Annotated in this window: 26 protein-coding genes; 10 read left to right on the top strand and 16 right to left on the bottom strand. The window is 62.7% G+C overall.

The annotated features are described in order from the left end of the window. Positions 1–14 precede the first annotated feature (14 nt). The 4 genes from zur to L1P09_RS00365 all read left to right on the top strand — a co-directional run bounded on the left by zur (position 15) and on the right by L1P09_RS00365 (position 2,879). Positions 15–500, top strand: coding sequence for a zinc uptake transcriptional repressor Zur (zur, locus tag L1P09_RS00380; RefSeq protein ID WP_054904499.1), 486 nt, complete (start codon positions 15–17; stop codon positions 498–500). After that, positions 497–1,270, top strand: a complete 774-nt coding sequence (znuC, locus tag L1P09_RS00375; protein WP_009683593.1) for a zinc ABC transporter ATP-binding protein ZnuC — start codon at positions 497–499, stop codon at positions 1,268–1,270. The genes zur and znuC overlap by 4 nt, the downstream gene beginning before the upstream one ends. Further along, positions 1,263–2,045, top strand: a complete 783-nt coding sequence (gene znuB / locus L1P09_RS00370) for a zinc ABC transporter permease subunit ZnuB (RefSeq protein ID WP_009683594.1) — start codon at positions 1,263–1,265, stop codon at positions 2,043–2,045. Before znuC ends, znuB begins: the two co-directional genes overlap by 8 nt. Before the next feature lie 126 nt (positions 2,046–2,171). Further along, a complete protein-coding gene (locus L1P09_RS00365) occupies positions 2,172–2,879 on the top strand; it encodes a PA5502 family lipoprotein (protein ID WP_054904498.1) in 708 nt (235 codons plus the stop codon). A 153-nt stretch (positions 2,880–3,032) separates the two neighbouring features. Here L1P09_RS00365 and katE read toward each other — a convergent pair whose 3' ends face one another. Beyond that, positions 3,033–5,345 (bottom strand): catalase HPII, encoded by a 2,313-nt coding sequence (katE, locus tag L1P09_RS00360; RefSeq protein ID WP_260777514.1) that lies wholly within the window; start codon positions 5,343–5,345, stop codon positions 3,033–3,035. Between the two features lie 49 nt (positions 5,346–5,394). Here katE and L1P09_RS00355 point away from each other — a divergent pair, with 49 nt between their 5' ends. The 3 genes from L1P09_RS00355 to L1P09_RS00345 all read left to right on the top strand — a co-directional run bounded on the left by L1P09_RS00355 (position 5,395) and on the right by L1P09_RS00345 (position 7,911). Beyond that, complete coding sequence (locus tag L1P09_RS00355) at positions 5,395–6,402, top strand: methionine ABC transporter ATP-binding protein (RefSeq protein ID WP_054911451.1); 1,008 nt, start codon at positions 5,395–5,397, stop codon at positions 6,400–6,402. Then, complete coding sequence (locus L1P09_RS00350) at positions 6,402–7,073, top strand: methionine ABC transporter permease (protein ID WP_009683598.1); 672 nt, start codon at positions 6,402–6,404, stop codon at positions 7,071–7,073. Before L1P09_RS00355 ends, L1P09_RS00350 begins: the two co-directional genes overlap by 1 nt. 64 nt (positions 7,074–7,137) lie before the next feature. Further along, positions 7,138–7,911, top strand: a complete 774-nt coding sequence (locus L1P09_RS00345; RefSeq protein ID WP_235768306.1) for a MetQ/NlpA family ABC transporter substrate-binding protein — start codon at positions 7,138–7,140, stop codon at positions 7,909–7,911. A 57-nt stretch (positions 7,912–7,968) separates the two neighbouring features. On the opposite strand, the gene L1P09_RS00340 is transcribed toward L1P09_RS00345, so the two are convergent. The 5 genes from L1P09_RS00340 to L1P09_RS00320 are packed head-to-tail and all read right to left on the bottom strand — an operon-like array spanning position 7,969 to position 11,852. After that, positions 7,969–8,601, bottom strand: coding sequence for an SCO family protein (locus tag L1P09_RS00340; protein WP_054904495.1), 633 nt, complete (start codon positions 8,599–8,601; stop codon positions 7,969–7,971). Next, positions 8,598–9,491, bottom strand: coding sequence for a heme o synthase (gene cyoE, locus L1P09_RS00335; RefSeq protein ID WP_054904494.1), 894 nt, complete (start codon positions 9,489–9,491; stop codon positions 8,598–8,600). The genes L1P09_RS00340 and cyoE overlap by 4 nt, the downstream gene beginning before the upstream one ends. After that, a complete protein-coding gene (locus L1P09_RS00330) occupies positions 9,476–10,555 on the bottom strand; it encodes a COX15/CtaA family protein (RefSeq protein ID WP_009683602.1) in 1,080 nt (359 codons plus the stop codon). Before L1P09_RS00330 ends, cyoE begins: the two co-directional genes overlap by 16 nt. Before the next feature lie 9 nt (positions 10,556–10,564). Further along, the gene (locus tag L1P09_RS00325) at positions 10,565–11,146 is read right to left on the bottom strand and encodes a hypothetical protein (protein ID WP_235768305.1); all 582 of its coding nucleotides are present in this window, start codon (positions 11,144–11,146) and stop codon (positions 10,565–10,567) included. Continuing rightward, entirely contained in the window at positions 11,115–11,852 is a 738-nt protein-coding gene (locus tag L1P09_RS00320) for an SURF1 family protein (protein WP_033690521.1), read from the bottom strand. The genes L1P09_RS00325 and L1P09_RS00320 overlap by 32 nt, the downstream gene beginning before the upstream one ends. A 51-nt stretch (positions 11,853–11,903) precedes the next feature. Here L1P09_RS00320 and L1P09_RS00315 point away from each other — a divergent pair, with 51 nt between their 5' ends. Then, positions 11,904–12,107 carry a twin transmembrane helix small protein gene (locus L1P09_RS00315; RefSeq protein WP_003258925.1) on the top strand — a complete coding sequence of 68 codons (204 nt, stop codon included), beginning with the start codon at positions 11,904–11,906 and terminating at the stop codon, positions 12,105–12,107. A 99-nt stretch (positions 12,108–12,206) separates the two neighbouring features. Here L1P09_RS00315 and L1P09_RS00310 read toward each other — a convergent pair whose 3' ends face one another. From L1P09_RS00310 to coxB, 4 genes are read right to left on the bottom strand one after another with little or no spacing between them, the layout of a single operon-like run. Then, positions 12,207–13,094 carry a cytochrome c oxidase subunit 3 gene (locus tag L1P09_RS00310; protein ID WP_029886292.1) on the bottom strand — a complete coding sequence of 296 codons (888 nt, stop codon included), beginning with the start codon at positions 13,092–13,094 and terminating at the stop codon, positions 12,207–12,209. Between the two features lie 16 nt (positions 13,095–13,110). Then, the gene (locus tag L1P09_RS00305) at positions 13,111–13,677 is read right to left on the bottom strand and encodes a cytochrome c oxidase assembly protein (RefSeq protein WP_029886291.1); all 567 of its coding nucleotides are present in this window, start codon (positions 13,675–13,677) and stop codon (positions 13,111–13,113) included. 10 nt (positions 13,678–13,687) lie between these two features. Continuing rightward, on the bottom strand, positions 13,688–15,277 hold the full coding sequence (gene ctaD, locus L1P09_RS00300; protein WP_054904493.1) for a cytochrome c oxidase subunit I: 1,590 nt from the start codon (positions 15,275–15,277) through the stop codon (positions 13,688–13,690). A 43-nt stretch (positions 15,278–15,320) separates the two neighbouring features. Next, positions 15,321–16,448, bottom strand: coding sequence for a cytochrome c oxidase subunit II (coxB, locus tag L1P09_RS00295; RefSeq protein WP_054911457.1), 1,128 nt, complete (start codon positions 16,446–16,448; stop codon positions 15,321–15,323). A 369-nt stretch (positions 16,449–16,817) separates the two neighbouring features. On the opposite strand from coxB, the gene L1P09_RS00290 reads away from it, so the two are divergent. Beyond that, on the top strand, positions 16,818–17,459 hold the full coding sequence (locus tag L1P09_RS00290) for a hypothetical protein (protein WP_054904491.1): 642 nt from the start codon (positions 16,818–16,820) through the stop codon (positions 17,457–17,459). Between the two features lie 70 nt (positions 17,460–17,529). On the opposite strand, the gene L1P09_RS00285 is transcribed toward L1P09_RS00290, so the two are convergent. The 4 genes from L1P09_RS00285 to L1P09_RS00270 all read right to left on the bottom strand — a co-directional run bounded on the left by L1P09_RS00285 (position 17,530) and on the right by L1P09_RS00270 (position 22,226). After that, the gene (locus L1P09_RS00285; RefSeq protein WP_220466497.1) at positions 17,530–19,065 is read right to left on the bottom strand and encodes a SulP family inorganic anion transporter; all 1,536 of its coding nucleotides are present in this window, start codon (positions 19,063–19,065) and stop codon (positions 17,530–17,532) included. A 190-nt stretch (positions 19,066–19,255) separates the two neighbouring features. After that, positions 19,256–19,975 carry a carbonic anhydrase gene (locus L1P09_RS00280; protein WP_009683612.1) on the bottom strand — a complete coding sequence of 240 codons (720 nt, stop codon included), beginning with the start codon at positions 19,973–19,975 and terminating at the stop codon, positions 19,256–19,258. Between the two features lie 293 nt (positions 19,976–20,268). After that, a complete protein-coding gene (locus tag L1P09_RS00275; protein WP_192441355.1) occupies positions 20,269–21,318 on the bottom strand; it encodes a PA0069 family radical SAM protein in 1,050 nt (349 codons plus the stop codon). Positions 21,319–21,380: 62 nt separating this feature from the next. Then, entirely contained in the window at positions 21,381–22,226 is an 846-nt protein-coding gene (locus tag L1P09_RS00270; protein ID WP_235768304.1) for a M3 family metallopeptidase, read from the bottom strand. Positions 22,227–22,425: 199 nt separating this feature from the next. Between L1P09_RS00270 and L1P09_RS00265 the strand changes: the two genes are divergently transcribed. Beyond that, positions 22,426–22,677 (top strand): hypothetical protein, encoded by a 252-nt coding sequence (locus L1P09_RS00265; protein WP_232892615.1) that lies wholly within the window; start codon positions 22,426–22,428, stop codon positions 22,675–22,677. A gap of 136 nt (positions 22,678–22,813) precedes the next feature. Here the strand turns inward: L1P09_RS00265 and L1P09_RS00260 are convergent, their stop codons facing one another. Further along, positions 22,814–23,095 carry a YheV family putative zinc ribbon protein gene (locus L1P09_RS00260; RefSeq protein ID WP_054904489.1) on the bottom strand — a complete coding sequence of 94 codons (282 nt, stop codon included), beginning with the start codon at positions 23,093–23,095 and terminating at the stop codon, positions 22,814–22,816. Then, positions 23,092–25,179, bottom strand: coding sequence for an oligopeptidase A (gene prlC / locus L1P09_RS00255; protein ID WP_082414590.1), 2,088 nt, complete (start codon positions 25,177–25,179; stop codon positions 23,092–23,094). The genes L1P09_RS00260 and prlC overlap by 4 nt, the downstream gene beginning before the upstream one ends. Positions 25,180–25,225 lie beyond the last annotated feature (46 nt).

The following is a 25,225-nucleotide window of genomic DNA, read 5'->3' as shown; positions in this document are numbered from 1 at the left end:
AATCGTCGCTGCCCATGTCCTTCACGCCGCTGGCCAACCGTCCCCATGATCACTCCCATTGCGTGCATAGCGCACTGGCTGAAGCTGATGCCTTGTGCACCCGCCAGGGCCTGCGCCTGACCGCGCTGCGCCGCCGGGTGCTGGAGCTGGTATGGCAAAGCCACAAGCCGCTGGGTGCCTACGATATCCTTGCCGTGCTCAGCGAGCAGGACGGCCGCCGCGCTGCACCGCCCACGGTGTACCGCGCACTGGACTTCCTGCTGGAAAACGGCCTGGTGCACCGCATTGCCTCGCTCAACGCGTTCATCGGCTGCAGCCACCCCGAGCACGTGCACCAGGGCCAGTTCCTGATCTGCCGTGCATGCCACGTCGCCATCGAGCTGGAGCAACACAGCATCAGCGAGGCCATCATCGACAGCGCCAAGGGCGTGGGCTTCACGGTCGAGACCCAAACCGTGGAAGTGGTCGGCCTGTGCGGCAATTGCCGGAGCGCGGCATGAGCGATGCCCTGATCCGCCTGGAACAGGTGGGCGTCAGCTATGGCGGCGAGGCGGTGCTCGACAGCATCGACCTGTCGGTGGCGCCGCGCCAGATCGTCACCCTGATAGGCCCCAATGGCGCGGGCAAGACCACCTTGGTGCGCGCCGTGCTCGGGCTGCTCAAGCCGCACCGCGGCACGGTATGGCGCAAGCCCAGGCTGCGTATCGGCTACATGCCGCAAAAAATCCAGGTCGATGCCACCCTGCCGCTTTCCGTGCTGCGTTTCCTGCGCCTGGTGCCGGGGGTAGACCGGGCAGCAGCCGTATCGGCCCTGCAGGAAGTGGGCGCCGAACAGGTTATCGACAGCCCGATCCAGACCATCTCCGGTGGCGAGATGCAGCGTGTCCTGCTGGCGCGTGCCTTGTTGCGTGCGCCGCAGTTGCTGGTACTCGACGAGCCGGTGCAAGGGGTGGATGTGGTCGGCCAGACCGAGCTGTACAACCTCATCACCCGGCTGCGCGACCGCCATGGTTGCGGCGTGTTGATGGTGTCGCACGACCTGCACCTGGTCATGAGCGCCACCGATCAGGTGGTGTGCCTGAACCGCCATGTCTGCTGCTCGGGTCACCCGGAACAGGTCAGCAACGACCCAGCCTTTGTCGAACTGTTCGGGCAGAACGCACCTAGCCTGGCTGTTTATCATCACCATCACGACCACAGCCACGACCTGCATGGCTCGGTGGTCGCTCCCGGCCCCCACGTTCACGGAGAGCACTGCAAGCATGGCTGATTTTCTTCTTTACGCCTTGCTTGCAGGCCTGTCCCTGGCCGTTGTCGCGGGCCCGCTCGGCTCTTTCGTGGTATGGCGGCGCATGGCGTATTTCGGCGACACCCTGTCCCATGCCGCATTGCTGGGCGTGGCCATGGGTTTCGCCCTGGATGTAAGCCCGGCCCTGGCCGTCACCGTTGGCTGCCTGTTGCTGGCGGTGCTGCTGGTGACCTTGCAGCAACGCCAGCCGCTGGCCTCCGACACCCTGCTGGGCATCCTCGCCCCCAGCACCTTGTCACTGGGCCTGGTGGTGCTCAGCTTCATGCACGATGTGCGTATCGACCTGATGGCCTACCTGTTCGGCGACCTGCTGGCCATCAGCACCACCGACCTGGCCTGGATCCTCGGCGGCAGTGCGCTGGTGCTGCTGTTGCTGGGCGTGCTCTGGCGGCCGCTGTTGGCGGTTACCGTGCATGAGGAACTGGCCATGGTCGAAGGCCTCCCCGTAGCCGGCCTGCGCCTGGCGCTGATGCTGCTGATTGCGGTGGTGATCGCCGTGGCCATGAAGATCGTCGGCGTGCTGCTGATCACCTCGCTGTTGATCATCCCCGCTGCTGCGGCGCAGCGCCACGCCCGCTCGCCCGAGCAGATGGCGCTGGGTGCCAGCCTGCTGGGCATCACCGCGGTCTGCGGTGGCCTGGCCATGTCCTGGTTCAAGGACACCCCCGCCGGGCCGTCGATCGTGGTCTGTGCAGCGGTGCTATTCTTGCTGAGCCTGGCCCTGCCAAAGCGCTGATTACAAGGCGTGCTCAGGCACGCCTTGCAACCTTTTCCCGGGTAAAGGGTCTGTAAGACCTGTTTTCGAGCGTGCGCACCTGGGTGTAGACTTGCTCGCTTTTTGCGCAAATAGAGAATCGCAGGAATGAAGCCGTTCGCCTCCCGTTATCTGCTTGTTGCCGCGTTTTCACTGTTCCTGGCTGCCTGTTCCAGTGCGCCGGTGGAACAGGCCACCGCACCTGCCCAAGCCGATGCCTGGCAGCAGTTGCAACAAAACATCGCCAGCAACGAGCTGGCCACCGCCGAAGACCAGCTGGCTGCCCTGCAGGCCCAGGCGCCCGACGACGCACGCCTGGAGCAATACCAGCGCCAACTGGCCGAAGCCTACCTGCAGCGTAGCCAGATCGTGCTGCAAAAAGGTGACGTGAATGCCGCTGCAACGGCCTTGGCTCGTGCCCGAGCGCTGATGCCGCAAGCCCCTGCGGTGACCGGGGGCGACGCCGTGAGCCAGGCGCGCAAGGCCGAGCTGGCCAAAGCCGAAGCGGCGCTGAAGGCCGCCGAGGCCAAGCCCAAGGCGCTGATCATCGACCCGACCGCACCCAGCACCGTGGTGGCCCTGAAAACCACCGACAGCCGCGCCATGCGCCGCCAACTGGATGACATTGCGGCAGACGTGGTGAGCTATGACTGTGAAGTGGTGTTCCAGGTGCCGCGCACCCACGACGCGCCCTGGCTGAAAACCTTGCTGGAGAAGCGCGTGCGCAAGATCGACAGCGGGTTTGAGCTGAAGCAGAAGCATGAAATTCAGCGCTCGCTGCCGGCGCAGGTGGTTCTGGTGCCGCATCAGCGCTGAAAACGCTGGGGTGCTGGGGCTGCTTTGCAGCCCTTCGCGGGCACGCCCGCTCCCACAGGGGATCGCGCATTTCTTGAGTTCAGCGCCAAACGTGGGAGCGGGCGTGCCCGCGAAGGGCCGCAAAGCGGCCCCAAATTACTTAATGGGCTGGTATCAGGCCGGCACAGCCTCAGCAGCAGCCTCCCGCTCCCAAACCCGATGCCCCTCTACCGCCTTGACGAAGGCATCCATCACTTTCTGGTCATCCCCCACCAGCAGGCCCTTGTCCTCCTTGAGCCCCAGGCCGCTGACCAGGTCTTTGGTCAGCACCATCGCCTTGAGGTGCTTATAGCCTTCCAGCAGGAAGTGCTTGGCCAGGCCGCTGGCCGCCAGCGCATCGGTTGAGGCCTTGCCCGCCGGTACCACAACCCCGTCGAACATGACCGACGGCATTCCTTCCATCGAGGCATCCACCGGTAGCTGTTTGCCGTCGGCCGCCTTCACCGGCGCCGACGTCGGCCCCAGCAGCATGGGCCGTGCACTGTGGGCCTCCAGCGCTTTCACCAGTTTGTCGACACTGGCCGCGTCCACGCCGTCGGCCACCAGAACTGCAATCTTGCGGCCTTTGATGCCTACCGAACCAGGGTGGTTCATTTGGCTCAACGCCTTGGACTGCGCCAGCTTGCCGCCTTTCACCTGGACCGTACCCTGCTTGGGTGCGGGCAGCCCCAGATTAGCCGCGACAGCCGCCGCCAGTTTCAGGTCGATATTGGCAAGAATCTCATTCACTTCCCGCTGGCGAATGCTTTCACGCTCCACCTTGCCCAGCTCGAAGCTGTAGGCCTTGATGATGTGCTGTTGCTCGGTAGGGCTCATGCTCTGGAAGAACAGCCGCGCCTGGGAGAAGTGGTCGCCAAACGAATCGCTGCGCTGGCGGATCTTGTGCGCATCGATGCGCTCCTGGTAGCTCTCGAAGCCGCCATCCTGCGCGGCAGGTGGGGTTTCCTTCGGCCAGCCGCCATCGATGGAGTTGGGCTCATACGAAGCACGGCCCTTGTCGATGGTCATGCGGTGCATGGCGTCGCGCTGGCCACTGTGATTGGGCGCCACCGGCCGGTTGATCGGGATTTCATGGAAATTCGGCCCACCCAGGCGGCTGATCTGCGTATCGGTGTACGAGAACAGCCGGCCCTGCAGCAGCGGATCGTTGGTGAAGTCGATACCGGGCACGATATGCCCAGGGCAGAACGCCACCTGCTCGGTTTCGGCGAAGAAGTTGTCCGGGTTGCGGTTGAGCACCATCTTGCCCAGCAGCGTCACGGGCACCAACTCCTCAGGGATGAGCTTGGTAGGGTCGAGCAGGTCGAAGTCGAACTTGTGCTCGTCTGCCTCGGGCACGATCTGCACGCCCAATTCCCACTCTGGGTAGTCACCGGTCTCGATGGCTTCCCACAGGTCGCGGCGGTGGTAGTCGGTGTCTTTGCCGGCCAGTTTCTGCGCTTCGTCCCACAGCACCGAATGCACGCCCTGGCGCGGCTTCCAGTGGAACTTGACGAAGCTGGCCACGCCTTCGGCGTTGATCAGGCGGAAGGTGTGTACACCAAAGCCTTCCATCATGCGCAGGCTACGGGGAATGGCGCGGTCGGACATCGCCCAGATCACCATGTGCGCCGATTCGGGCACCAGCGAAACGAAATCCCAGAACGTGTCATGGGCCGAGCCACCGGTCGGCATTTCGTTGTGCGGCTCAGGCTTCACGGCATGCACGAAATCCGGGAACTTGATCGCGTCCTGGATGAAGAAAACCGGCATGTTGTTGCCAACCAGGTCGAAATTGCCTTCATCGGTGTAGAACTTCACGGCAAAGCCGCGCACATCACGCACCGTGTCACCCGAGCCGCGTGGCCCCTGTACAGTGGAAAAGCGCACGAACACCGGGGTGATCTTTTCCGGGTCTTGCAGGAAACCCGCCTTGGTCAGTTCGGCATGGCAGCCATAGCTCTGAAAATACCCGTGCGCCCCGGTACCACGGGCGTGCACGATACGCTCCGGGATACGCTCATGGTCGAAATGGGTGATCTTCTCGCGCATGATGAAGTCTTCAAGCAGCGAAGGCCCGCGCGCACCCGCCTTCAGGCTGTTCTGGTTATCGGCGATCTTCACCCCTTGGTTGGTGCGCAACGCCTGGCCGGTAGCATCGCTACGGAACGGCTCCAGGCTCTGCAGCTTGGCATTGGTGTTGGCCCGGTCGGGGGTCTGGGTGCCGGCGGCCTCACTGTGCTTGGGCGCGTCCGTTTTCTTGCTGGGCATGGGTCGGCTCTCCTCGTCAGTCTTCAGGCATGCCCGTTCGGGCTTGTTCTGGTAGTGACTGGAGGGGAGCGGCGAGCGTTCAATCAGGTTTACCGATTGTCGCCATATACCCGAAGGATTGGTGCCTGACGAAATAAATGCTAAGAACAGCCAGGGGAAAAGGCTAAAATGCGCCACCCCAGCTAACCGCTGACCCAAATTCCATGCGCCCCACAAGGTTCGCTACGTGATCGAGTTCCAACAGGTACACAAGACCTACCGCGTTGCCGGTAGGGAAATCCCCGCATTGAATCCGACCAGCCTGACCATCGAAGATGGCCAGGTGTTCGGCCTTATCGGCCACTCCGGCGCCGGCAAGAGCACCATGCTGCGTTTGATCAACCGCCTTGAAGAGCCTTCCGGCGGCAAGATCATCGTCGATGGCGAAGACGTTACCGCGTTCAACGCCAGCCAGCTGCGCGGCTTCCGCCAGCAGGTCGGGATGATTTTCCAGCACTTCAACCTGCTGGCTTCCAAAACCGTCGCCGACAACGTGGCACTGCCACTGACCCTGGCCGGCGAGCTGTCGCGCAGCGAAATCGACAAGCGCGTCACCGAACTGCTGGCCCGCGTCGGGCTCTCGGACCACGCCAAAAAGTACCCGGCGCAGTTGTCGGGTGGCCAGAAGCAGCGCGTCGGTATCGCCCGCGCCCTGTCTACCAACCCCAAGATCCTGCTGTGCGACGAGGCCACCAGCGCCCTCGACCCGCAAACCACGGCTTCGGTCCTGCAATTGCTCGCCGAAATCAACCGTGAGCTGAAGCTGACCATCGTGCTGATCACCCACGAAATGGACGTGATCCGCCGGGTCTGCGACCGCGTGGCGGTGATGGATGCAGGGCAGATCGTCGAGCAGGGCTCGGTGGCCGAGGTATTCCTGCACCCGCAGCACGCCACCACCAAGCGCTTCGTCCAGGAAGACGAGCAGGTCGACGAAGGCGAGCAACGCGACGATTTCGCCCACGTCCCGGGCCGCATCGTGCGCCTGACCTTCCAGGGCGATGCCACCTACGCACCGCTGCTGGGCACCGTGGCCCGTGAAACCGGTGTGGACTACAGCATCCTTGCCGGGCGTATCGACCGCATCAAGGATATCCCCTATGGCCAGCTCACCCTCGCCCTGATCGGCGGTGACATGGAAGCGGCGTTCGCCCACTTCAAGGCAGCTGACGTACATATGGAGGTACTGCGTTGATGGACGCCCTGAATTTCTTTGCCAACGTCGACTGGGCCGAAATCTGGCTGGCCACCGTCGATACCATGATCATGCTGTTCGGCTCGCTGTTCTTCACCGTGCTGCTCGGCTTGCCCTTGGGCGTGCTGCTGTTCCTCTGCGGCCCGAAGCAGATGTTCGAACAGAAGGGCGTGTATGCGCTGCTGTCGCTGGTGGTGAACATTCTGCGCTCGCTGCCGTTCATCATCCTGCTGATCGTGATGATCCCGATCACGGTGCTGATCACCGGCACCTCGCTGGGTGTCGCCGGCGCCATTCCGCCGTTGGTGGTGGGTGCTACGCCGTTCTTCGCACGGCTGGTGGAAACTGCCCTGCGGGAAGTGGACCGAGGCATCATCGAGGCGACCCAGTCGATGGGCGCCACCACCCGCCAGATCATCACCAGCGCGCTGCTGCCTGAGGCCCGTCCGGGTATCTTCGCGGCCATCACCGTCACCGCCATCACCCTGGTTTCGTACACCGCCATGGCCGGTGTGGTCGGTGCCGGCGGCCTCGGCGACCTGGCGATCCGCTTCGGTTACCAGCGTTTCCAGACCGACGTGATGGTGGTCACCGTGGTACTGCTGCTGGTACTGGTGCAAGTGCTGCAAAGCGTGGGCGACAAACTGGTTGTACATTTTTCCCGTAAGTAACCCCAATGGGGTCGGCCTGGCCGACCCGTTCGGGGGCCGTCGCGGCCCTCACAAGGAGTGATCAATGAAGAAGCTGCTTGCTGTTGTCGCCGCTGTCGCGGCCTTCTCGGCCAATGCTGCCGAAACCCTGACCGTCGCCGCTACCCCGGTGCCACACGCCGAAATCCTCAACTTCGTAAAACCGGCGCTGGCCAAAGAGGGCGTGGAACTGAAGGTCAAGGAGTTCACCGACTACATTCAGCCGAACGTGCAGGTGGCGGAAAAGCGCCTGGACGCCAACTTCTTCCAGCACCAGCCGTACCTGGATGAATTCAACAAGGCCAAGGGCACCGACCTGGTGAGCGTGGAAGGCGTGCACATCGAGCCACTGGGCGTGTACTCGACCAAGATCAAGAAACTGGACGAACTGCCTTCCGGGGCTACCGTGGTCATCCCGAATGATGCCACCAACGGCGGCCGCGCCCTGTTGCTGCTGGACAAGGCCGGCGTGATCAAGCTCAAGGACAACAAGAACATCCTGTCGACCGTGAAGGACGTTGCCGAGAACCCGAAGAACATCAAGTTCCGTGAACTGGAAGCCGCCACCATCCCGCGCGTGCTGACCCAGGTGGACGCGGCGCTGATCAACACCAACTACGCGCTGGAAGCCAAGTTGAACCCCGAGAAAGATGCCCTGGCCATCGAAGGCAGCGATTCGCCCTATGTGAACATCCTGGTTGCCCGCCCGGACAACAAGGACTCGGACGCGATGAAAAAGCTGGCAACGGCGCTGCACTCGCCTGAGGTGAAGCAGTTCATTACCGAGAAGTACAAAGGCGCTGTGGTTCCGGCGTTTTAAGCCTCGCAATCGCACTGGATGCTTCGCGGGCGTGCCCGCGAAGCTTTCAATACCCCATCAATCCCGTTTGACCAACCCAGGCAACTGCGCCACCAGCTTCTGGTTGTTGAACGGCGCGCGAATGAACCCACGCTGACGCCCGTCCGGCCCGACCACCGCCAGGTTGCCGCTGTGGTCCACGGTGTAGCCCGGCTTGCTGGTATCTGCCGGAATGAATGGAATGCTCAGGGCATTGGCCAGCTTCTGGGTATCTTCGATCGACCCCGCCACCCCAATGAAGTCCTTGTCGAAATAAGCCAGGTACTGCTTCAGCTGGTTCGGCGTGTCGCGGTTCGGGTCGACGCTCACCAACACCACCTGCAACCGGTCGACAGCATCCTTGGGCAGCTCGCTCTTCACCTGGCGCAATTGGGCCAGGGTGGTCGGGCAGATGTCCGGGCAGTAGGTGTAGCCAAAGAACAGCAGCGACCACTTGCCTTTCAGTTCATCCAGCTGCACCGGCTGGCCATCCTGGTTGGTCATGGTTACATCTGCCACGGCGCGGCTTTGCGGCAACAGGATGATACCGGCATCGATCAGCTCGGCAGGGTTTGGCTGGTCGCGACCCTTGAGCACTTTGTTGACGGTAAGGCCCATGATCAGCGCGACCAGGGCAACGAGGACAAAGACGGTTTTCTGGGTTCGGGTCATAGGTTCAGCAACAGGTAGTGGTCGAGAAGCAACGCGATGAACAGCGCGAACAGGTACACGATAGAGTACTTGAAGGTGCCGATCGCTGCGTGCGGCCGGCTGCCACGGTACAACACCCAGGCCCATCGCAGGAAGCGCAGGCCCAGGGCCAGGGCACAGGCCAGGTACAGCGGGCCGCTCATGTGGATGGCATAGGGCAACAGGCTCACCGCCAGCAATATCAGGGTGTACAGCAGGATGTGCAGCTTGGTGTAGCGCTCACCGTGGGTCACCGGCAGCATCGGAATGTCGGCCTTGGCGTATTCCTCCCTGCGGTGGATGGCCAGGGCCCAGAAGTGTGGTGGGGTCCAGGCGAAGATGATCAGCACCAGCAGCAACGGCTCGGCACTGACCTGGCCGCTGACCGCGACCCAGCCCAGAAGGGGTGGGGCAGCGCCGGCCAGGCCGCCAATCACGATATTCTGCGGCGTGGCACGCTTTAGAAAACCGGTGTAGAGCACCGCATAGCCAAGCAGCGAGGCCAGGGTCAGCCAGGCAGTGAGGGCATTGGTGAAAATCAGCAACAGGGCCATGCCCAGCAGCGCCAGCGCCAGGGCAAACAGCAACGCCGGCAAGGGCTCGACACGGCCTTGGGCCAGCGGCCGCTTGCGGGTACGCGCCATCAGCGCATCGATGCGCCGGTCGACCACATGGTTGACCACTGCCGCGCCACCCGCGCACAGGCCGATACCCAGGTTGCCGAACACCAACACACTCCAGCCCACCCCCGCACGGGTGGCAAGGAACATGCCCGCCAACGAGGTGATCAACATCAGCACGACCACCTTGGGCTTGGTCAACTCCAGGTAATCGCGCCAACTGGCCCGTCGGGTGCTCAGAAGCGTCGCCACGACTCGTTCCTCATGTGATGGGAAATGCCAACGCCGGTCACTGGCCGCAAGCGCCAGCCTTGGCCGACACCCACGCGTACCTTGTCGACCACCCGAATGCGGTAGTTCACCAGCACCATGCACAGCAACAGCAAAGCCCCACCGGCGTTGTGCGCAACCGCTATGGCCAGCGGCAGGTGCAGCAGCACATTGCTGATGCCCAGGCCCACCTGCACGGCCAGCGCCAGCAACACCAGGCGCGCCAGGCCGCCAAGGCCACAGCGCTGCAGTTTCCAGCTGAGCATCAGCAGCACGCAGGTGACCACCAGCGCGCCCAGCCGGTGGCTGACATGGATGGCCGTACGCGCATCACTGTCCAGCTGCCCCCCCAGGTAGTTGGGACCAACGTGCTGGGTCAGGTGGAAACCATTGCTGAAGTCCGCCGCCGGCCACCACTGACCATGGCAGGTGGGCAGGTCGATGCAGGCAACCGCTGCGTAGTTGGCACTGACCCAGCCACCCAGGGCGATCTGCCCGATCACCACCAGCAAGGCCAGCGCAGCGACCCGCCGCAGGCTGAGCGGCAATTTGGGCAACGGCGCAAAGGCCCGCGAAAGCCGCAGGGTTAACAGGAACAGCAGGCTCAACGTGGTAAAGCCGCCCAGCAAGTGGGCCGTGACGACCTGCGGCCAAAGCTTCAGGGTGACCGTCCACATGCCGAACGCCGCCTGGGCCAGCACCACACCCAGCAACAGCACAGGCAGGCGATAGGGTTGCCCGTCGCTGTGGTGCCGGCGCACTGCCTGCAAGGCGAGCAAGGCGATGACCACTGCAAGGCTGCCCGCGAAGTAACGATGAACCATTTCGGCCCAACCCTTGGCCGCCTCTACCGGGTGTTCGGGAAAGTGCAGTTCGGCATGGGCCAGCTGCGCTTCGCTTTTGGGTACGCTGATGAAACCGTAGCAACCGGGCCAGTCGGGGCAACCGAGGCCGGCGTGGGTCAGGCGGGTATAGGCACCGAGCAGGACGACCAGCAGTGCCAGCAGGGTGGCGCACACAGCAAGGCGGAATCCGGGTCTGGCCATGGCAAGCTCCTAGCCGATATTGGACAGCTTGAGCAGATGGCGCAGGTCATCCAGCACATGCTTGCCGTTGACCTTGGCGCCGTAGCGCAGCACCAGGTTGCCGTGCGGATCGACGATCCACAGCTGCGGGGCAACCTCGCCGACCTGCTTGAGGTAGCGCGGCGCATCCAGCGGGTAGCGTTGCAATTGCGGGTATTCGCGCCCGAGCAGGGCCTGGTAGTCGGCGCTCAGCGGCTGGGCGGCGGCCAGCGCATGGCTGGCCCGGCTGGCATCACGGCCCAGGCCGACCTGGATCTGCCGGGCCAGGTACACCAGCTGCTGGCATTCCTCGGCACAGGCCTGCGGCGCGCTGACCAGCAACTGCCAGCGCCCGTCCTCGCCGGCCACACCCAGGTCGGCACGGCTCTCACCGTTGCCGATCATGGCGCCGTGGTAACTGCGGCCCTCCGGTACCCAGAAGTTGAGTTTGTACATGCTGGTGGCCAGGACCATCGGGCCCAGCACCACCAGAAGAATCAGCAACAGCTGCAAACGCCCGCGGGCTTTGGGTTTGCTACGTTCAGGCACGTCCAGTGGAGTGGCGGTGGCCATGGCTTTTCTCCTTGTTTTGGCGCCAGCCGAAATAGAGGTAGAGCAGCACCAGGGCGATCGCCAGGGCAAACCACTGCACGGCGTAACCCATGTGTTTTTCCGGCCCCATGGCCACGATGGGCCAGCCCAGGCGGTAGCTTGCCGGGCCAGGTTCCAGGCGCAGTTCGTGGGCGAACCCCTCACGCCCGAGCTGCGCCCACAGTTGTGCCGCGTCGATGGCGGTCAACAGGTGCGGCCACTGGCCGCCGACTGGGTCCGGGTGCAGCTGGAACGTGTTGCCGGGTACCACATACACCGAGGCGTCGAGGGCCAAGGCCTGGGCGGGGGTATCGAAGTGCACCGGTACGCGGCGGTCCGGCCAGGGAAGCCAGCCGCGATTGACCAGCAGCCACAGGCCGCTGGCCTGGTCGTGGAAGGGTTGCAGCAATTCGACACCGGCCTGACCGTCGCGCATGCGGTTGTCCAGCAGCACGCTGTGCTCGGCGTCGAAGCGGCCGTACAGGTGCACGCGGCGCATGGCGTTGTCTTCGTTGCCATTCAACTGGCTGGTCGCCAGCGGCGCTTCGATACGTCGCTCGGCGTAGCTGGCCAGCAATGCGCGCTTTTCCTCGGCCCGGCCGAGTTGCCAGCAGCCAAGCGCGATCAGCCCCGGTAGCAGTGCAAGTACCACCAAGGTGGGTACCCAACCTGGGCGAAACGGCCTCACGGGCGCCTCGCTATACTTATCCACATCACCGCACCCCCCGGGAGTAGCGCCATGCTCAAGGCCGCGATTGTCCTGATGCTGTTGGCCACGATCGCCAGTCTGTTCAGTGGCCTGGTGTTTCTGGTCAAAGATGATGAAAACTCGACCCGCCTGCTGAAAGCGCTGACGGTGCGGGTGACCCTGGCGGCGCTGACCATAGGGCTGGTCGCCTGGGGCTTCATCAGTGGTCAGCTCGTATCTCACGCCCCTTTCTGACGTTTTCACCTCGCCCTGTGGGAGCGGGCATGCCCGCGAATGCGATGTTGAATGCACCGGCGCATTCGCGGGCGCGCCCGCTCCCACAGGGTTCGCTAGTCACAGCACATACACAAAGATGAAAAGCCCCACCCACACCACATCCACGAAGTGCCAGTACCAGCTGGCCGCTTCGAAGCCGAAGTGTTTCTGCGGGTTGAAGTGGCCACGCAGAATACGCACGAACATCACAATGAGGATGATCGTGCCCAAGGTCACGTGCGCGCCGTGGAAACCCGTGAGCATGAAGAACGTAGCGCCATAGATGCCCGAGCCCAGCGTCAGCCCCAGCTTGGTATAGGCCTCGTGGTACTCGAAGGCCTGCAGCGCGATGAAGCTGATGCCCAACACGATGGTCAGCGCCATCCAGCCTTTCAGCGCCCCGCGGTGGTCGCGGCGCAACGCATGGTGGGCCAGGGTGATGGTCACGCTGGAGCTGACCAGCAACAGGGTATTGATCAGCGGCAGGTGCCACGGGTCGATCACTTCCTTGGGCGGCGGGAACAGCTTCGGATCCGGCGTGTGCAACAGCGGCCAGGTGAACTCGAAGCCGGGCCAGAGCATATGGGCAACACCCTTGGCCCCTTCGCCACCCAGCCACGGCCCCGCCAGCACGCGCACGTAGAACAGCGCGCCGAAGAAGGCCAGGAAAAACATCACTTCCGAGAAGATGAACCAGCTCATGCCCCAGCGGAAAGAGCGGTCCAGCTGCGCGCTGTAGAGCCCTGCACGGCTTTCCTTGACCACCGCCCCGAACCAGCCGAACAACATGTAGGCCAGAAACAGAGCACCCACGAAGAAAATCAACGGCCCGTGCGACTCCGGGTGCCCGGCCTTCATGTCGTTGAACCAGGTACCCAGGCCGAACACGCTGATGAACATGCCGAGGGTAGCGATGATCGGCCACTTGCTCTGCGCCGGAACATAGTAATGCTCATGACTTGCCATTGCTGTTCTCCTTCCCTTAACGGGCGCCCTGGACGGCCTGGGCCGCAACTTGAGCGACCGGCGGGTGGCGAGCGGTGATGTCGAACAAGGTGTAGGCCAGCGTCAGGTGCTTCACGCTGGCCGGCAGGTCGCGGTCGACGATGAAGCGCACCGGCATTTCGATGCGTTGGCCGGGTTGCAGCACCTGCTGCGTAAAGCAGAAGCACTCGGTTTTGTGGAAGTACGCCGCGGCTTCGGCGGGGGTGATGCTGGGTATCGCCTGGGCACTCATCGGCCGGTCGGTCGGGTTATGGGCAATGAAGATCATCTGGTTGACCGCACCGGGGTGGACCTCCAGCTGATCGGCGCTGGAGTAGAAGTCCCAGACCATGTCGCTGGCGTTGGTCGACATGAACTGCACCCGCACCGACCGCGAGGGGTCACTGACCTGGCTGCCCTCGTACTGCCCGCCGGTCTTGCCATTGATGCCGAAGGCCTTGCACATCACGTCGTAGATCGGCACCAGGGCAAAGCCGAAGGCGAACATCACCACCGTCAGCATCAGCAGGCGCGTTACCAGGCGCTTCAGCGAAAGGCCTGTCATGGCGGCGCTCCTACTTCACTTCCGGCGGTGTCTGGAAGGTGTGGTAGGGCGCAGGCGAGGGGATGGACCACTCCAGGCCTTCGGCGCCGTCCCAGGGTTTGGCCGGCGCAGGGGTGCCGCCACGGATGCACTTGATGACGATGAACAGGAAGAAGACCTGCGTGGCACCGAACATGAACGCGCCGATCGAAGACACCATGTTGAAATCGGCGAACTGCAGGTTGTAGTCGGGTATGCGCCGCGGCATACCGGCCAGCCCCACGAAATGCATGGGGAAGAAGGCCAGGTTCATGCCGATGAACGACAGCCAGAAATGCAGCCTGCCGAGGGTTTCGTCATACATGTGGCCGGTCCACTTCGGCAGCCAGTAGTAGGCCGAGGCGAAGATGCCAAAGATCGCCCCCGGCACCAGCACGTAGTGGAAGTGCGCCACCACGAAGTAGGTGTCGTGGTACTGGAAGTCGGCCGGTGCAATCGCCAGCATCAGCCCACTGAAGCCGCCGATGGTAAACAGGATGACGAAGGCGATGGCGAACAGCATCGGGGTTTCGAAGGTCAACGAGCCTTCCCACATGGTGCTGACCCAGTTGAACACTTTCACGCCGGTGGGCACCGCAATCAGCATGGTGGCGTACATGAAGAACAGCTCGCCGACCACCGGAATACCGACCACGAACATGTGGTGCGCCCACACGATGAACGACAGGAAGGCGATGGCCCCGGTGGCGTACACCATCGAGGTGTAGCCAAACAGGGGCTTGCGCGAGAATGCCGGGATGATCGAGCTGACCGCGCCAAAGGCGGGCAGGATCATGATGTACACCTCGGGGTGGCCGAAGAACCAGAACACATGCTGGAACAGCACCGGGTCACCACCGCCAGCCGCACTGAAGAAACTGGTGCCGAAGTGGATGTCCATCAACATCATGGTCACCACCCCTGCCAGCACCGGCATCACTGCAATCAGCAGGAACGCAGTGATCAACCAGGTCCAGACGAACAGTGGCATTTTCATCAAGGTCATGCCGGGGGCACGCAGGTTCAGGATGGTCGCGATCACGTTGATCGCCCCCATGATCGAGCTGACACCCATCAGGTGGATGGCGAAGATGAAGAAGGTGACGCTGGCCGGGGCATAGGTCGTCGACAGCGGGGCGTAGAAGGTCCAGCCGAAATTCGGCCCGCCACCGGGGCTGAACAAGGTTGAAACCAGCAGCAGGAACGCCGCCGGCAACAACCAGAAGCTGAAGTTGTTCATGCGCGGCAGGGCCATGTCCGGCGCGCCGATCATCAGCGGGATCATCCAGTTGGCCAAGCCGACGAAGGCCGGCATCACGGCGCCGAAGACCATGATCAGCCCGTGCATGGTGGTCATCTGGTTGAAAAACGCCGGTTCTACGATCTGCAGCCCCGGCTGGAACAGCTCGGCGCGGATCACCATGGCGAACGAGCCACCCAACAGGAACATGAGGAAGGCGAACCACAGGTACAGGGTGCCGATATCCTTGTGGTTGGTGGTCAGCACCCAGCGCATCAGGCCCTTGGCCGGGCCGTGCGCATGGTCATGGCCGTGGGCGTGGTCGTCGATCACTGCACTCATGTCCTGTCTCCTGCAATCCACTGATTGCCGCGAGTAACCCGGTTCACTTGGCTTCTGCCTGCTTCAGCGCCAGCACGTCCTTCGGCGTGACCATGTCGCCCTTGTTGTTGCCCCAGGCATTGCGTTCGTAGGTCACCACGGCAGCGATATCGACCTCCGACAGTTGCTTGCCGAAGGCGGCCATGGCGGTACCGGGTTTGCCGTGGAAAACGATGCTCAAGTGACCTTCCTTCGGCCCGGTAGCGATCTTCGAGCCTTTCAGCGCCGGGAACATCGGTGGCAGGCCCTGGCCTTCGGCCTGGTGACAGGCCACGCAGGTGGTGTGGTAGACCTTGTCGCCGCGCGCCACCAACTCGTCCAGGGTCCATTCCTTGCTGGTCAGCTCCTTGAGCTTGGCCGCCTCTGCCTTGCGCTCGCCAAGCCAGGTGTCGTAGTCGGCCTGGGACTTGACCTCGACTACAACGGGCATGAAACCGTGGTCCTTGCCGCACAACTCGGTACACTGGCCGCGGTAGATGCCTGGCTTCTCGATGCGCGTCCAGGCTTCGTTGACGAAGCCGGGAATGGCGTCGCGCTTGACCGCGAAGGCGGGCACCCACCACGAGTGAATCACATCGGCCGCCGTCACCAGGAAGCGCACCTTGGCACCTACCGGCAACACCAGCGGTTGGTCGACCTCCAGCAGGTAGTGCTCGTCTTTGGGCGCCTGGTTGTGAATCTGCTCGGCGGGGGTGGCCAGGTTGCTGAAGAACTCCACGTCCTGGCCCAGGTACTTGTAATGCCACTTCCACTGGTAGCCGGTGACCTGGATGTCGATATCCGACTCGCTGGCGTCATAGATGTCGATCAGGGTCTTGGTGGCCGGTATGGCCATGGCCACAAGGATCAGGAACGGGACCACGGTCCAAAGGATTTCCACCCAGGTATGCTCGTGGAAATGCGCGGCCTGCTGGCCGGTGGAGCGGCGGTGGATGACCATGGACCAGAACATCGCGCCGAACACCACGATGCCGATGACCACGCAGATCCAGAAGATGGTCATGTGCAGATCGAAGACGGCGTTGGAGACTTCCGTCGCCCCCGGGTGCATGTTCACGGTCCAGGCAGCGTTGGCCTGACCCAGAACCGACCACAACAGCAGGCCCATCCAGACAGGTGGATGTCGCATCATTGCGGGTTCCCCTTCTCGTTCTTGTTTTCCCGGAGGCGTGGCCTGCGGCAAGAGGGAACGGCGGTCAAGACTGCCTGGCTTCAACGACCGAGCCCCTGCTAAAAGCAGTCGGGCCTCATCAACGAATCACGTTCACCGGGAGTATAGACAGCGACCAATGCCGCGCAACGAAGGCAATGAAATGAACTTCACGAAACAGCTATATCCCCTGAAAACCGCAGGCTTGAGGAGGTATGGCCAAATAGTGGCCATGCTATATTCCAGGTAACGCAGAAGTTGAACTCATCTATAACAAATTCGTCTTAGGTATGCCGTATACCGAGCTAATTTAGTGTCTTCCGTTTGAAACGTAATGTCCCTGGAGTTGTCATGAACATCGCTGCTGTACGCGAGCAGGTAAGCCAAGCCCATCAACATGAAGGCCAGACTGGCCAATTGAAACAGCGTCTCGAGCTGCAACTGCCCCACCTGCACCCCTCGATCCAACTGCCTGAGCAGGACGCACAGGGTACTTTGGCGCGCTTCGTCAGCGCCTACATCGAACAGGTTCCGGAACTGCTGGAGGCGGCCCATGAAGTCGCCTTTGAGGCCGGCATCGAGTCGCAGATCAAGCCTGTATTGAAAATTGCCGAGGCTTACTTCCTGCAACCACCCGAGGTCATGAACGGGCATGTGGGGCTGGACTGCCTGCTAGATGAGGCGTACCTGGCGCACCGCCTGGTGGAGGAGGTGAATGACTTGTACATCCGTCACTTCCAGCAGCCGCTGATCCCGGTCGACACCACCGTCGCCAACCTGATTGCCCACCAGTTGATCGGCGAAGAATTCGCCAACCAGCTGGATGAAGTGGTGCACCACTCGGTGGATGAGATGCTCAATGACGCAAGCTTTGCGGCTGAGTCGGTGGAAGCCTACCGCGAGACACTGACTAGCCCGGCAACCGGTGAGGCGTGGAAGCGCTGGCCATGCCTGTCGCGTCAGCTGGGTGTCGAGCTGGGCCAGCCGACCTGATACTCCTGTGCCGGCCTCTTCGCGGGTTCACCCGCGAAAAGGCCAGTTCAAGCACTACAGAACTTCTACCTCAGGCCCCCACACCCGCCGTAGTCCGTAACCGCCCCTCGATTCGCCGCTTCAACCGCCGCTGTTCGATCAGCAACCGCGAGCCATTGGCAGCATTGCTGCGCCCCCAGTCCTCCAGCAATTCAAGGCACGAGTGGTCGATATAGCTCAGGTTACCCAGTGGCACATGCAACGTGGTGCCCGCCGGCACGCCATCGAGCACCTGGGTCAATGCCGGTACCTTGAGGAAGGTCGCGGCGCCACTGAGCCGCAATTCCATGTGCCCAGGCTTTGCCAGATCGACCAGGTTGATCTTCAACCGTGCCGCCCTGAATGCCAGCTTCAGCAAGGTCAGGGCAAAGCCGAGCAACACGCCGGTCAGCAGGTCGGTAAAGATGATCGCCAGCGCCGTCGCCGCATAGGTGAACATCGGCATGCGGCCATAACGGCCCAACCCACGGAACGCCTTGAAGTCGACCAGCTTGATCCCCGTGAACACCAGCACACCTGCCAGGCTGGCTACCGGTATCTGCTGCAGCACACTGCTCAACGCCACCACGAAAGCCAGCAGCCACAAGCCATGGAAAATGGCCGAAGCGCGTGTTTGCGCACCTGCCTGCACGTTGGCCGAGCTACGTACGATCACCCCGGTCATCGGCAGTGCACCCAGCACCCCGCAGAGCATGTTGCCAATGCCCTGTGCGGACAGCTCACGGTCGAAGTCCGAACGCTGGCCACTGTGCATGCGGTCGACCGCAGCCGCTGACAGCAAGGTTTCGGCACTGGCAATGAATGCCAGGGCAAAGGCGGCGACGAGCAGGGCAGGGTCGGCCAGTTGCATCAAGTCACCGGGGCGGAGCCAGTCGATGGCTTCGGACAAGTCAGCCGGTACTTCCACGCGGTTCACGGGCAAGGCCAACCACATGCTGATGATGGTCATGCTCGCCACACCCAGCAGGGCGCCTGGCACAAAGCGCAGGCGCTGCGGCCGCAAACGTTCCCAGCCCCACATGATGGCGATGGTGCCCAGGCCCAGCGCACCGGCTATCCAGCCAGCGCCGGCGCTTTCGTGGGGCATGGCCGCAGCGAGGGTCGCCGGGAATTGCACAAGGTTCTGCATACCCGATGGCTGCGGTGCGGTGTCGAACATCACATGCACCTGCGACAGCACGATCAACACGCCAATGCCTGCCAGCATGCCGTAGACCACCGCCGGCGCGGTGACGCGGAACCAGCAGCCCAGGCGCAGGCGCCCGGCCAGCAATTGCAGCAAACCGGCCAATAACAGGATCGGCCCGAGCATGGCCATGCCGTGCTGGCGTACCAACTCGAAGACCAGCACCGCGAGGCCCGCCGCCGGACCACTGACTTGCAACGGCGAACCGGCCAGGAAGCCGACCACGACCCCGCCGATAATGCCGGTAATCAGGCCCTTGGCCGGCGGCATCCCCGAGGCGATGGCAATGCCCATGCACAAGGGCAGGGCCACCAGAAAGACCACCACCGAAGCCAGCAACTCACGCGGCAGGGCCGCTTTCAGCTGTGTAATGTTCACCATGTTTCTCCTTTCTCTAGTCGCACGGCCATTCCGCTGGCCATGGGCACGTTGGGTCCCCGACAAGCGCGCAGGCGCGGGCCGCCAGCGGGCTCGCCGGCAGGGCAGTCAGGGTATTCAGGGCAGCCGAAGGCCGCGCCACACCCCTACAGGGTGCAGCCGGCTATCAAGGTTCTAACGGTGGACGGGTCGCTTAGTAGCGGCCTCTCGGAGTGGCGCATGGCACCGGTTGGCCTGCGGCCAGGGGCATGAAGCTGTCGCTGGCAGCGTCGTAGGCTTCGATCCTGCTGGTCTCGATGTCGTAGATCCAGCCATGGATGTACAGCTGACCCGCTGCAAGCCCCGAAGCCACCGAAGGGTGGGTGCGCAAGTGGTGCAGCTGGGCGATGACGTTCTCTTTGGTCAGCACTTGCATGCTTTCATGTTCGCTGCCGCACGAGCAGTTGTTCTCGACCACGGTGCGGGCCACTTCGGCGTGGCGCAGCCAGGCGCCAACGGTTGGCATCTTGGTCAGCGATTGCGGGTTGAGTACCGCACGCATCGCGCCACAATCGGAGTGGCCGCAGATGATGATGTGGTGCACTTTAAGTGCCATCACCGCGTACTCGATAGCACTGGAAACGCCACCGTTCATCTGGCCATAAGGCGGTACTACGTTACCTACGTTTCGGGTCACGAACAGGTCGCCTGGCGAACTTTGCGTGATCAGTTCGGGCACGATGCGCGAGTCGGCGCAGGTAATGAACATGGCGCGCGGTGTTTGCGCAGTGGCGAGCTTCTTGAACAGCTCTTGCTGTTCAGGGAAGACGTCATGGTGAAAGCGCAGGAAACCGTCGACGATGTGCTTCAGGGCAGCATCGGCGCTTTCAGCGGGGACCTGCGGTACGACCTTGGATGGGTCCTTGACGGGCATGATTCATCCTCTTGACGGTGTGTAGGTAAATCCATTTTACCGGTTAAAGATTCTGGCTATGCAGGGTTTTAGATGACACGCACAGCCCATAGATCACAGTCGGTGTGGATTGGTTGCCTACGCTAACCGGGAAAACTTAACTGAAACTTAATTCGAGGGCTCTAGAACGGGCGTTCCAGATATAAAAGGCGGGATCTGAATAATAGCAAAAAAACATCAACTGCCAATATGTATTAGCGTAATTATTGGCTGCCATTAGTGAGGCTTTCTGTAGGGCGTGTTTACCCTGGCTATCAGAACAGTGCCATCTGCTCGCCCGGCGGGCAAAAGGCCGAGCAATCCAGCACCTGCGACTCGCGCCCTTCGAACGCCAGGCGTTTCATCGCCTTGGCGAAGCGCTGCGCCAGCAACTCGGCAAATACCCCCTCACCCCGCATGCGTGTGCCAAAGCGGCTGTCGTACAGCTCGCCATCGCGGCTCTGGCGGATCAGGCTCAGCACATGCGCAGCGCGCTGTGGGTAATGGTCGTGCAACCACTGCTCGAACAGCGGCGCCACCTCCAGCGGCAGGCGCAGCAGCATGTACGCCGCGCTCTGCGCCCCGGCCGCCTTGGCCGCTTCCAACAGGCGCTCCAGTTCGCTGTCGTTGATCATCGGTATCATCGGCGAGCACAACACGCCCACCGGCACGCCTGCTTCGCGCAGCACACGAATGGCCCGCAACCTCGCCCCTGGTGCTGCCGCCCGGGGCTCGAGCACCCGCTTGAGGTCATCGTCCAGCGTAGTCAGGCTGATCATCACCCGCACCAGGCGCTGGCGGGCCATGTCGGCGAGCAGGTCGAGGTCGCGCAGCACCAGGGCCCCTTTGGTGACGATGGTCACCGGGTGGCGAAAACGCAGCAGTACCTCAAGCAGGCGCCGAGTCAGCAGTTGCTCGCGCTCGATGGGCTGGTACGGGTCAGTGTTGGAGCCCAGGTTGATCGGTGCACACTTATACCCAGGTTTGCTCAACTGCTGCACCAGTACCTCGGCGGCGTTGGTCTTGGCGATCAGCTTGGTTTCGAAGTCCAGGCCTGGGGACAGATCCCAGTAGGCATGGGACGGGCGGGCATAGCAGTAGATACAGCCATGCTCGCAACCGCGGTAGGGGTTGATCGAGCGGTCGAAGGGCAGGTCAGGGGAAGTATTGCGCGCGATGATGGTCTTCGCGGTTTCAGCCCTGACCTCGGTGCCTTGGGTAACGGGCACCTCCTGATACCAGCCATCGTCTTCGAGCACCGACTGGCGTGGTGCAAAACGATTGTGTGGGTTATGGCGGGTACCACGACCGCGAACAGGATCCATGCTGTTAGCCCCTAACTGGTTATGCATACAGTATATTACCAGCAGCGCCTTCACCCTTGTTGTCAGGGAGACAAGTGGCGCCTTGCATACGGCTCCAGCGACATGGGCCTGCCGGCGAATGCGTTGAACGACGCCGTCATCCGGCGCATTCCGCCCTTGGCCAGGATTTCGTCGCGCAGGCGGCGGCCCAGCGCCCGATGATCGGCGTCGGCCGCCTCGAATGCGCTGAACGCGTCAATGGCATGGACCTGCGCCCACTTGTAGCAGTAATAACCCGCTTCATAACCCGTGACCATGTAATCGAACCCTTCGGCAAACCTGTCCTGGGCGAAGGCTTGCGGCAAGCCGACCTGCTGGGTTGCGGCAATCGCCAGTTGCCGAAGGTCGTGGCGGGCGCGATCGTCGCAATGCGCGACGAGATCGAACCAGCACAGCCGCAGTTGCTCGGCTTCCGCCACCGCCTGGAAACGACGCTTGCCAGCGAGCCACTGCTGCATCTGGGGCAATGACACTGGCGGCGCACCCGTTTCCGGCTGCGGCAACGCCAACAGTGCCGGGGCAGACCAGCACCACTGTTCGAGCAAGGTGCCGACGAATTCGCAGGCATCGGCGCCCAGCGCGGAAGTGGCGGTGCGATTGAGGCGCCGGTGCTGGTTGGTGACCAGCAACTGATGCAGGGCATGGCCCGCCTCGTGGAACAGCTTGCAAAGGTCTGCGTGGTCGAAGTTGGGCGTGACTTGCCCAGGCTGCAGCTCGAAACAGCAGGAAAGCAGAACGGCCGGCAACGTCACCACACCGTCGACCTCCACATGGCGCTGGCGCATGGGATAACTGTACGGCCAGGGCAGCTTGCCTGGGCGTTGGTAGGCATCCAGGTAGAAATGCCCTAGGCGGGCATGCCCGTCCATTACCTCCAGTACCTGCACATCGGGGTGCCAACCCGACGATCGCCTGCTCGGTGGTGTGCAGTTGCTTGCGCGCGCCAGCGCCCAAACCATGGCCGGCGTGGCGGAACGCCCTGAGGATCAGTTTGAGCACAGCCTGGCGCTCGTCATCCAGCTGCGCGGGATCGAGGCGCTGGTAGGCTTCATACAACCTTGAGTGCTCGTGCTTGTATCGCGCCCAGTCGAGCAGCAATTGATTACAAGCATCGACCTCCACAGCCCATGCCTGGCTTTCGTACACCAACGGCACGAGCATGTGCAGCAGGTCTTCCAGCCGCTGGTCAAGCTGCTCGACTGCCAGCACCAAGCTATCCCAACCTGGCGCCGGGCCGCTGTGTTCGATGATCTGTTCGAGCGCCGCGACATTGGCGTCGCGAATGGACAAGAAGACGGGTTGGAGCTGCTCGGGCCGTAGCGACGGGTAGTCGAGCAAGCCATGGGCAATTCGAGCAAGGCCGTGGTTCACGAAGCACCTCAGGGGCAAGTCAGGGGCCGACACTGTAGCCAGCCCCCTGTTACGCCGCAGAAGCTCTATGTAACGCCCTGTACCCTTACTCTGCGGGTTTCTTCAACTTCGGATTAGGGAAGAACTGCACCGTCTGTACCTTGGCCGCAGGGGGTTTCGGTTCGAGGTGGTTGACCCGTGTCCCCAGCTCCTTGGGTACCGACAAGCCCTGTTCGTTGAGGGTATCGGTAAAGCCGCAGGCCACGCACTCACGGTGCGGTACGTCGTCTTCGCTCCACATCATCAGTTTGTCGGGCTGGCTGCATGCCGGGCATACAGCCCCGGCAATAAAGCGCTTCTTGGTCTTGTTCACGGCTACCTCACTCATGCCGCAGCGGCCTCGGCCAAGCCACTGTGGCGCAGCAATGCATCAATGGAAGGCTCACGGCCACGGAAGTCGACGAACAGTTCCATGGGCTCGCGCGAGCCGCCACGGGCCAGGATCGCTTCGCGGAAGGCGCGGCCGGTTTCGGCATTCAGCACGCCTTCTTCCTCGAAGCGCGAGAAAGCGTCGGCCGACAGCACTTCAGCCCACTTGTAGCTGTAGTAACCCGCTGCGTAACCGCCGGCAAAGATGTGCGCAAAGCTGTTGGGGAAACGGTTGTACGCCGGCGGGCGCATGACCGAGACTTCATCGCGTACGCCTTCGAGCACCTGCAGCACGCTACGCCCGTCACCATGGCTGGCATGCAGTTCGAAGTCGAACAGCGAGAACTCCAGTTGGCGCACCATCATCATGCCCGACTGGAAGTTCTTCGCCGCCAGCATCTTGTCCAGCAGGTCCTGTGGCAGGGCCGCACCGGTTTCATAATGCCCCGAGATCAGCGCCAGGCCTTCCGGCTCCCAGCACCAGTTTTCCATGAACTGGCTAGGCAGCTCGACCGCATCCCAGGCCACGCCATTGATGCCGGAAACCCCGGCATGCTCGATGCGCGTCAGCATGTGGTGCAGGCCGTGGCCAAATTCGTGGAACAGCGTGGTGACCTCATCATGGGTCAGCAGCGCCGGCTTGCCAGGCGCAGCCGGGGTGAAGTTGCACACCAGGTTGGCCACCGGGCTTTGCAACTGGCCGCTGGCGGTGCGGCGCCGGTCACGGGCGCCGTCCATCCAGGCACCCCCGCGCTTGTTGGCGCGGGCATACAGGTCGAAGAAGAAGCGCCCGACATGCTGGCCGTTTTCCTTGATTTCGAACAGGCGGACATCCGGGTGCCAGCTGTCGAAGCCCTTCAACTCGGCGATTTCGATGCCATACAGGCGCTGCACGATGCTGAACAGGCCGCTAAGTACCTTGTCGATCGGGAAGTAGGCGCGCAGGGCCTCCTGCGACACGCTGTAGCGCTGTTCGCGCAGCTTCTCGCCATAGTACCCGGCGTCCCAACTGGCCAGCTCTGGGCAGCCTTGCTCGGCGGCATAGGCCTTGAGCTGCTGCAGGTCCTGGGCGGCGAACGGCTTGGAGCGTTGGGCCAGGTCGCGCAGGAAGCTCAGTACCTGGTCGCTGGACTCGGCCATCTTGGTCGCCAGGCTCAGCTCGGCGTAGTTCTTGTAGCCCAGCAGCTCGGCCAGTTCCTGACGCAGGTCGAGGATTTGCTCCATCACCGGCCCGTTGTCGTGCTGGCCAGCGTTCGGGCCCTGGTCCGAAGCGCGGGTGCAGTAGGCCGCGTACACCTCTTCGCGCAGGGCGCGGTCGCTGGCGTAGGTCATCACGGCGTAGTAGCTGGGGAATTCCAGGGTGATCAGCCAGCCGTCGAGGCCCTTTGCCTGCGCTGCAGCGGCCATTTGCGCCTTGGCCGAATCGGTCAGGCCGGCCAGTGCGGCCTCGTCGGTCACATGCTTGGTCCAGGCCTGGGTGGCATCCAGCAGCTGGTTGGAGAAGCGGCTGCCCAGCTCACTGAGCTTGCTTTGCACATCGGCATAGCGCTGCTGCTTGTCCGCTGGCAGGTCGATACCCGACAGACGGAAGTCACGCAGGGCATGTTCGAGTATGGTTTTTTGCGCCACATCGAGACCGGCGGCCTCCGGGCCGCTGATCAGCGCCTGGTAGGCTTCGAACAACGCACGGTTCTGGCCCAGTTCGGTAGAGTAGGCGCTAAGCGCTGGCAGGCACGACTCGTAAGCCTCGCGCAATTCAGCGCTGTTGCACACCGCGTTGAGGTGGCTGACCGGGCTCCAGGCCGCACCCAGGCGGTCGTTCAGTTCGTCCATGGCCAGCACCAGGCCGGCCCAGGTAGGGTTGCTGCCCTGCTTTTCGAGGATCTCGGCAATGGCTTTACGGTTGTCGGCCAGGATCGCTTCGATCGCCGGCAACACGTGTTCGGCACGGATTTGCGAGAAGGGCGGCAGATCGTAGGACTGCAGAAGCGGGTTGTTCGCACTCACGGTTCGGATACCTTGGCAGAAGAAACACTGCCCCATCTTAATTACAATCGACGCCGACCGCAGCAGGCAGCCTGCCTATCGA

This window comes from Pseudomonas juntendi, from assembly GCF_021560075.1.
Taxonomy (GTDB): Bacteria; Pseudomonadota; Gammaproteobacteria; order Pseudomonadales; family Pseudomonadaceae; genus Aquipseudomonas; species Aquipseudomonas juntendi.
This window is presented reverse-complemented; position numbering and strand designations above follow the sequence as displayed.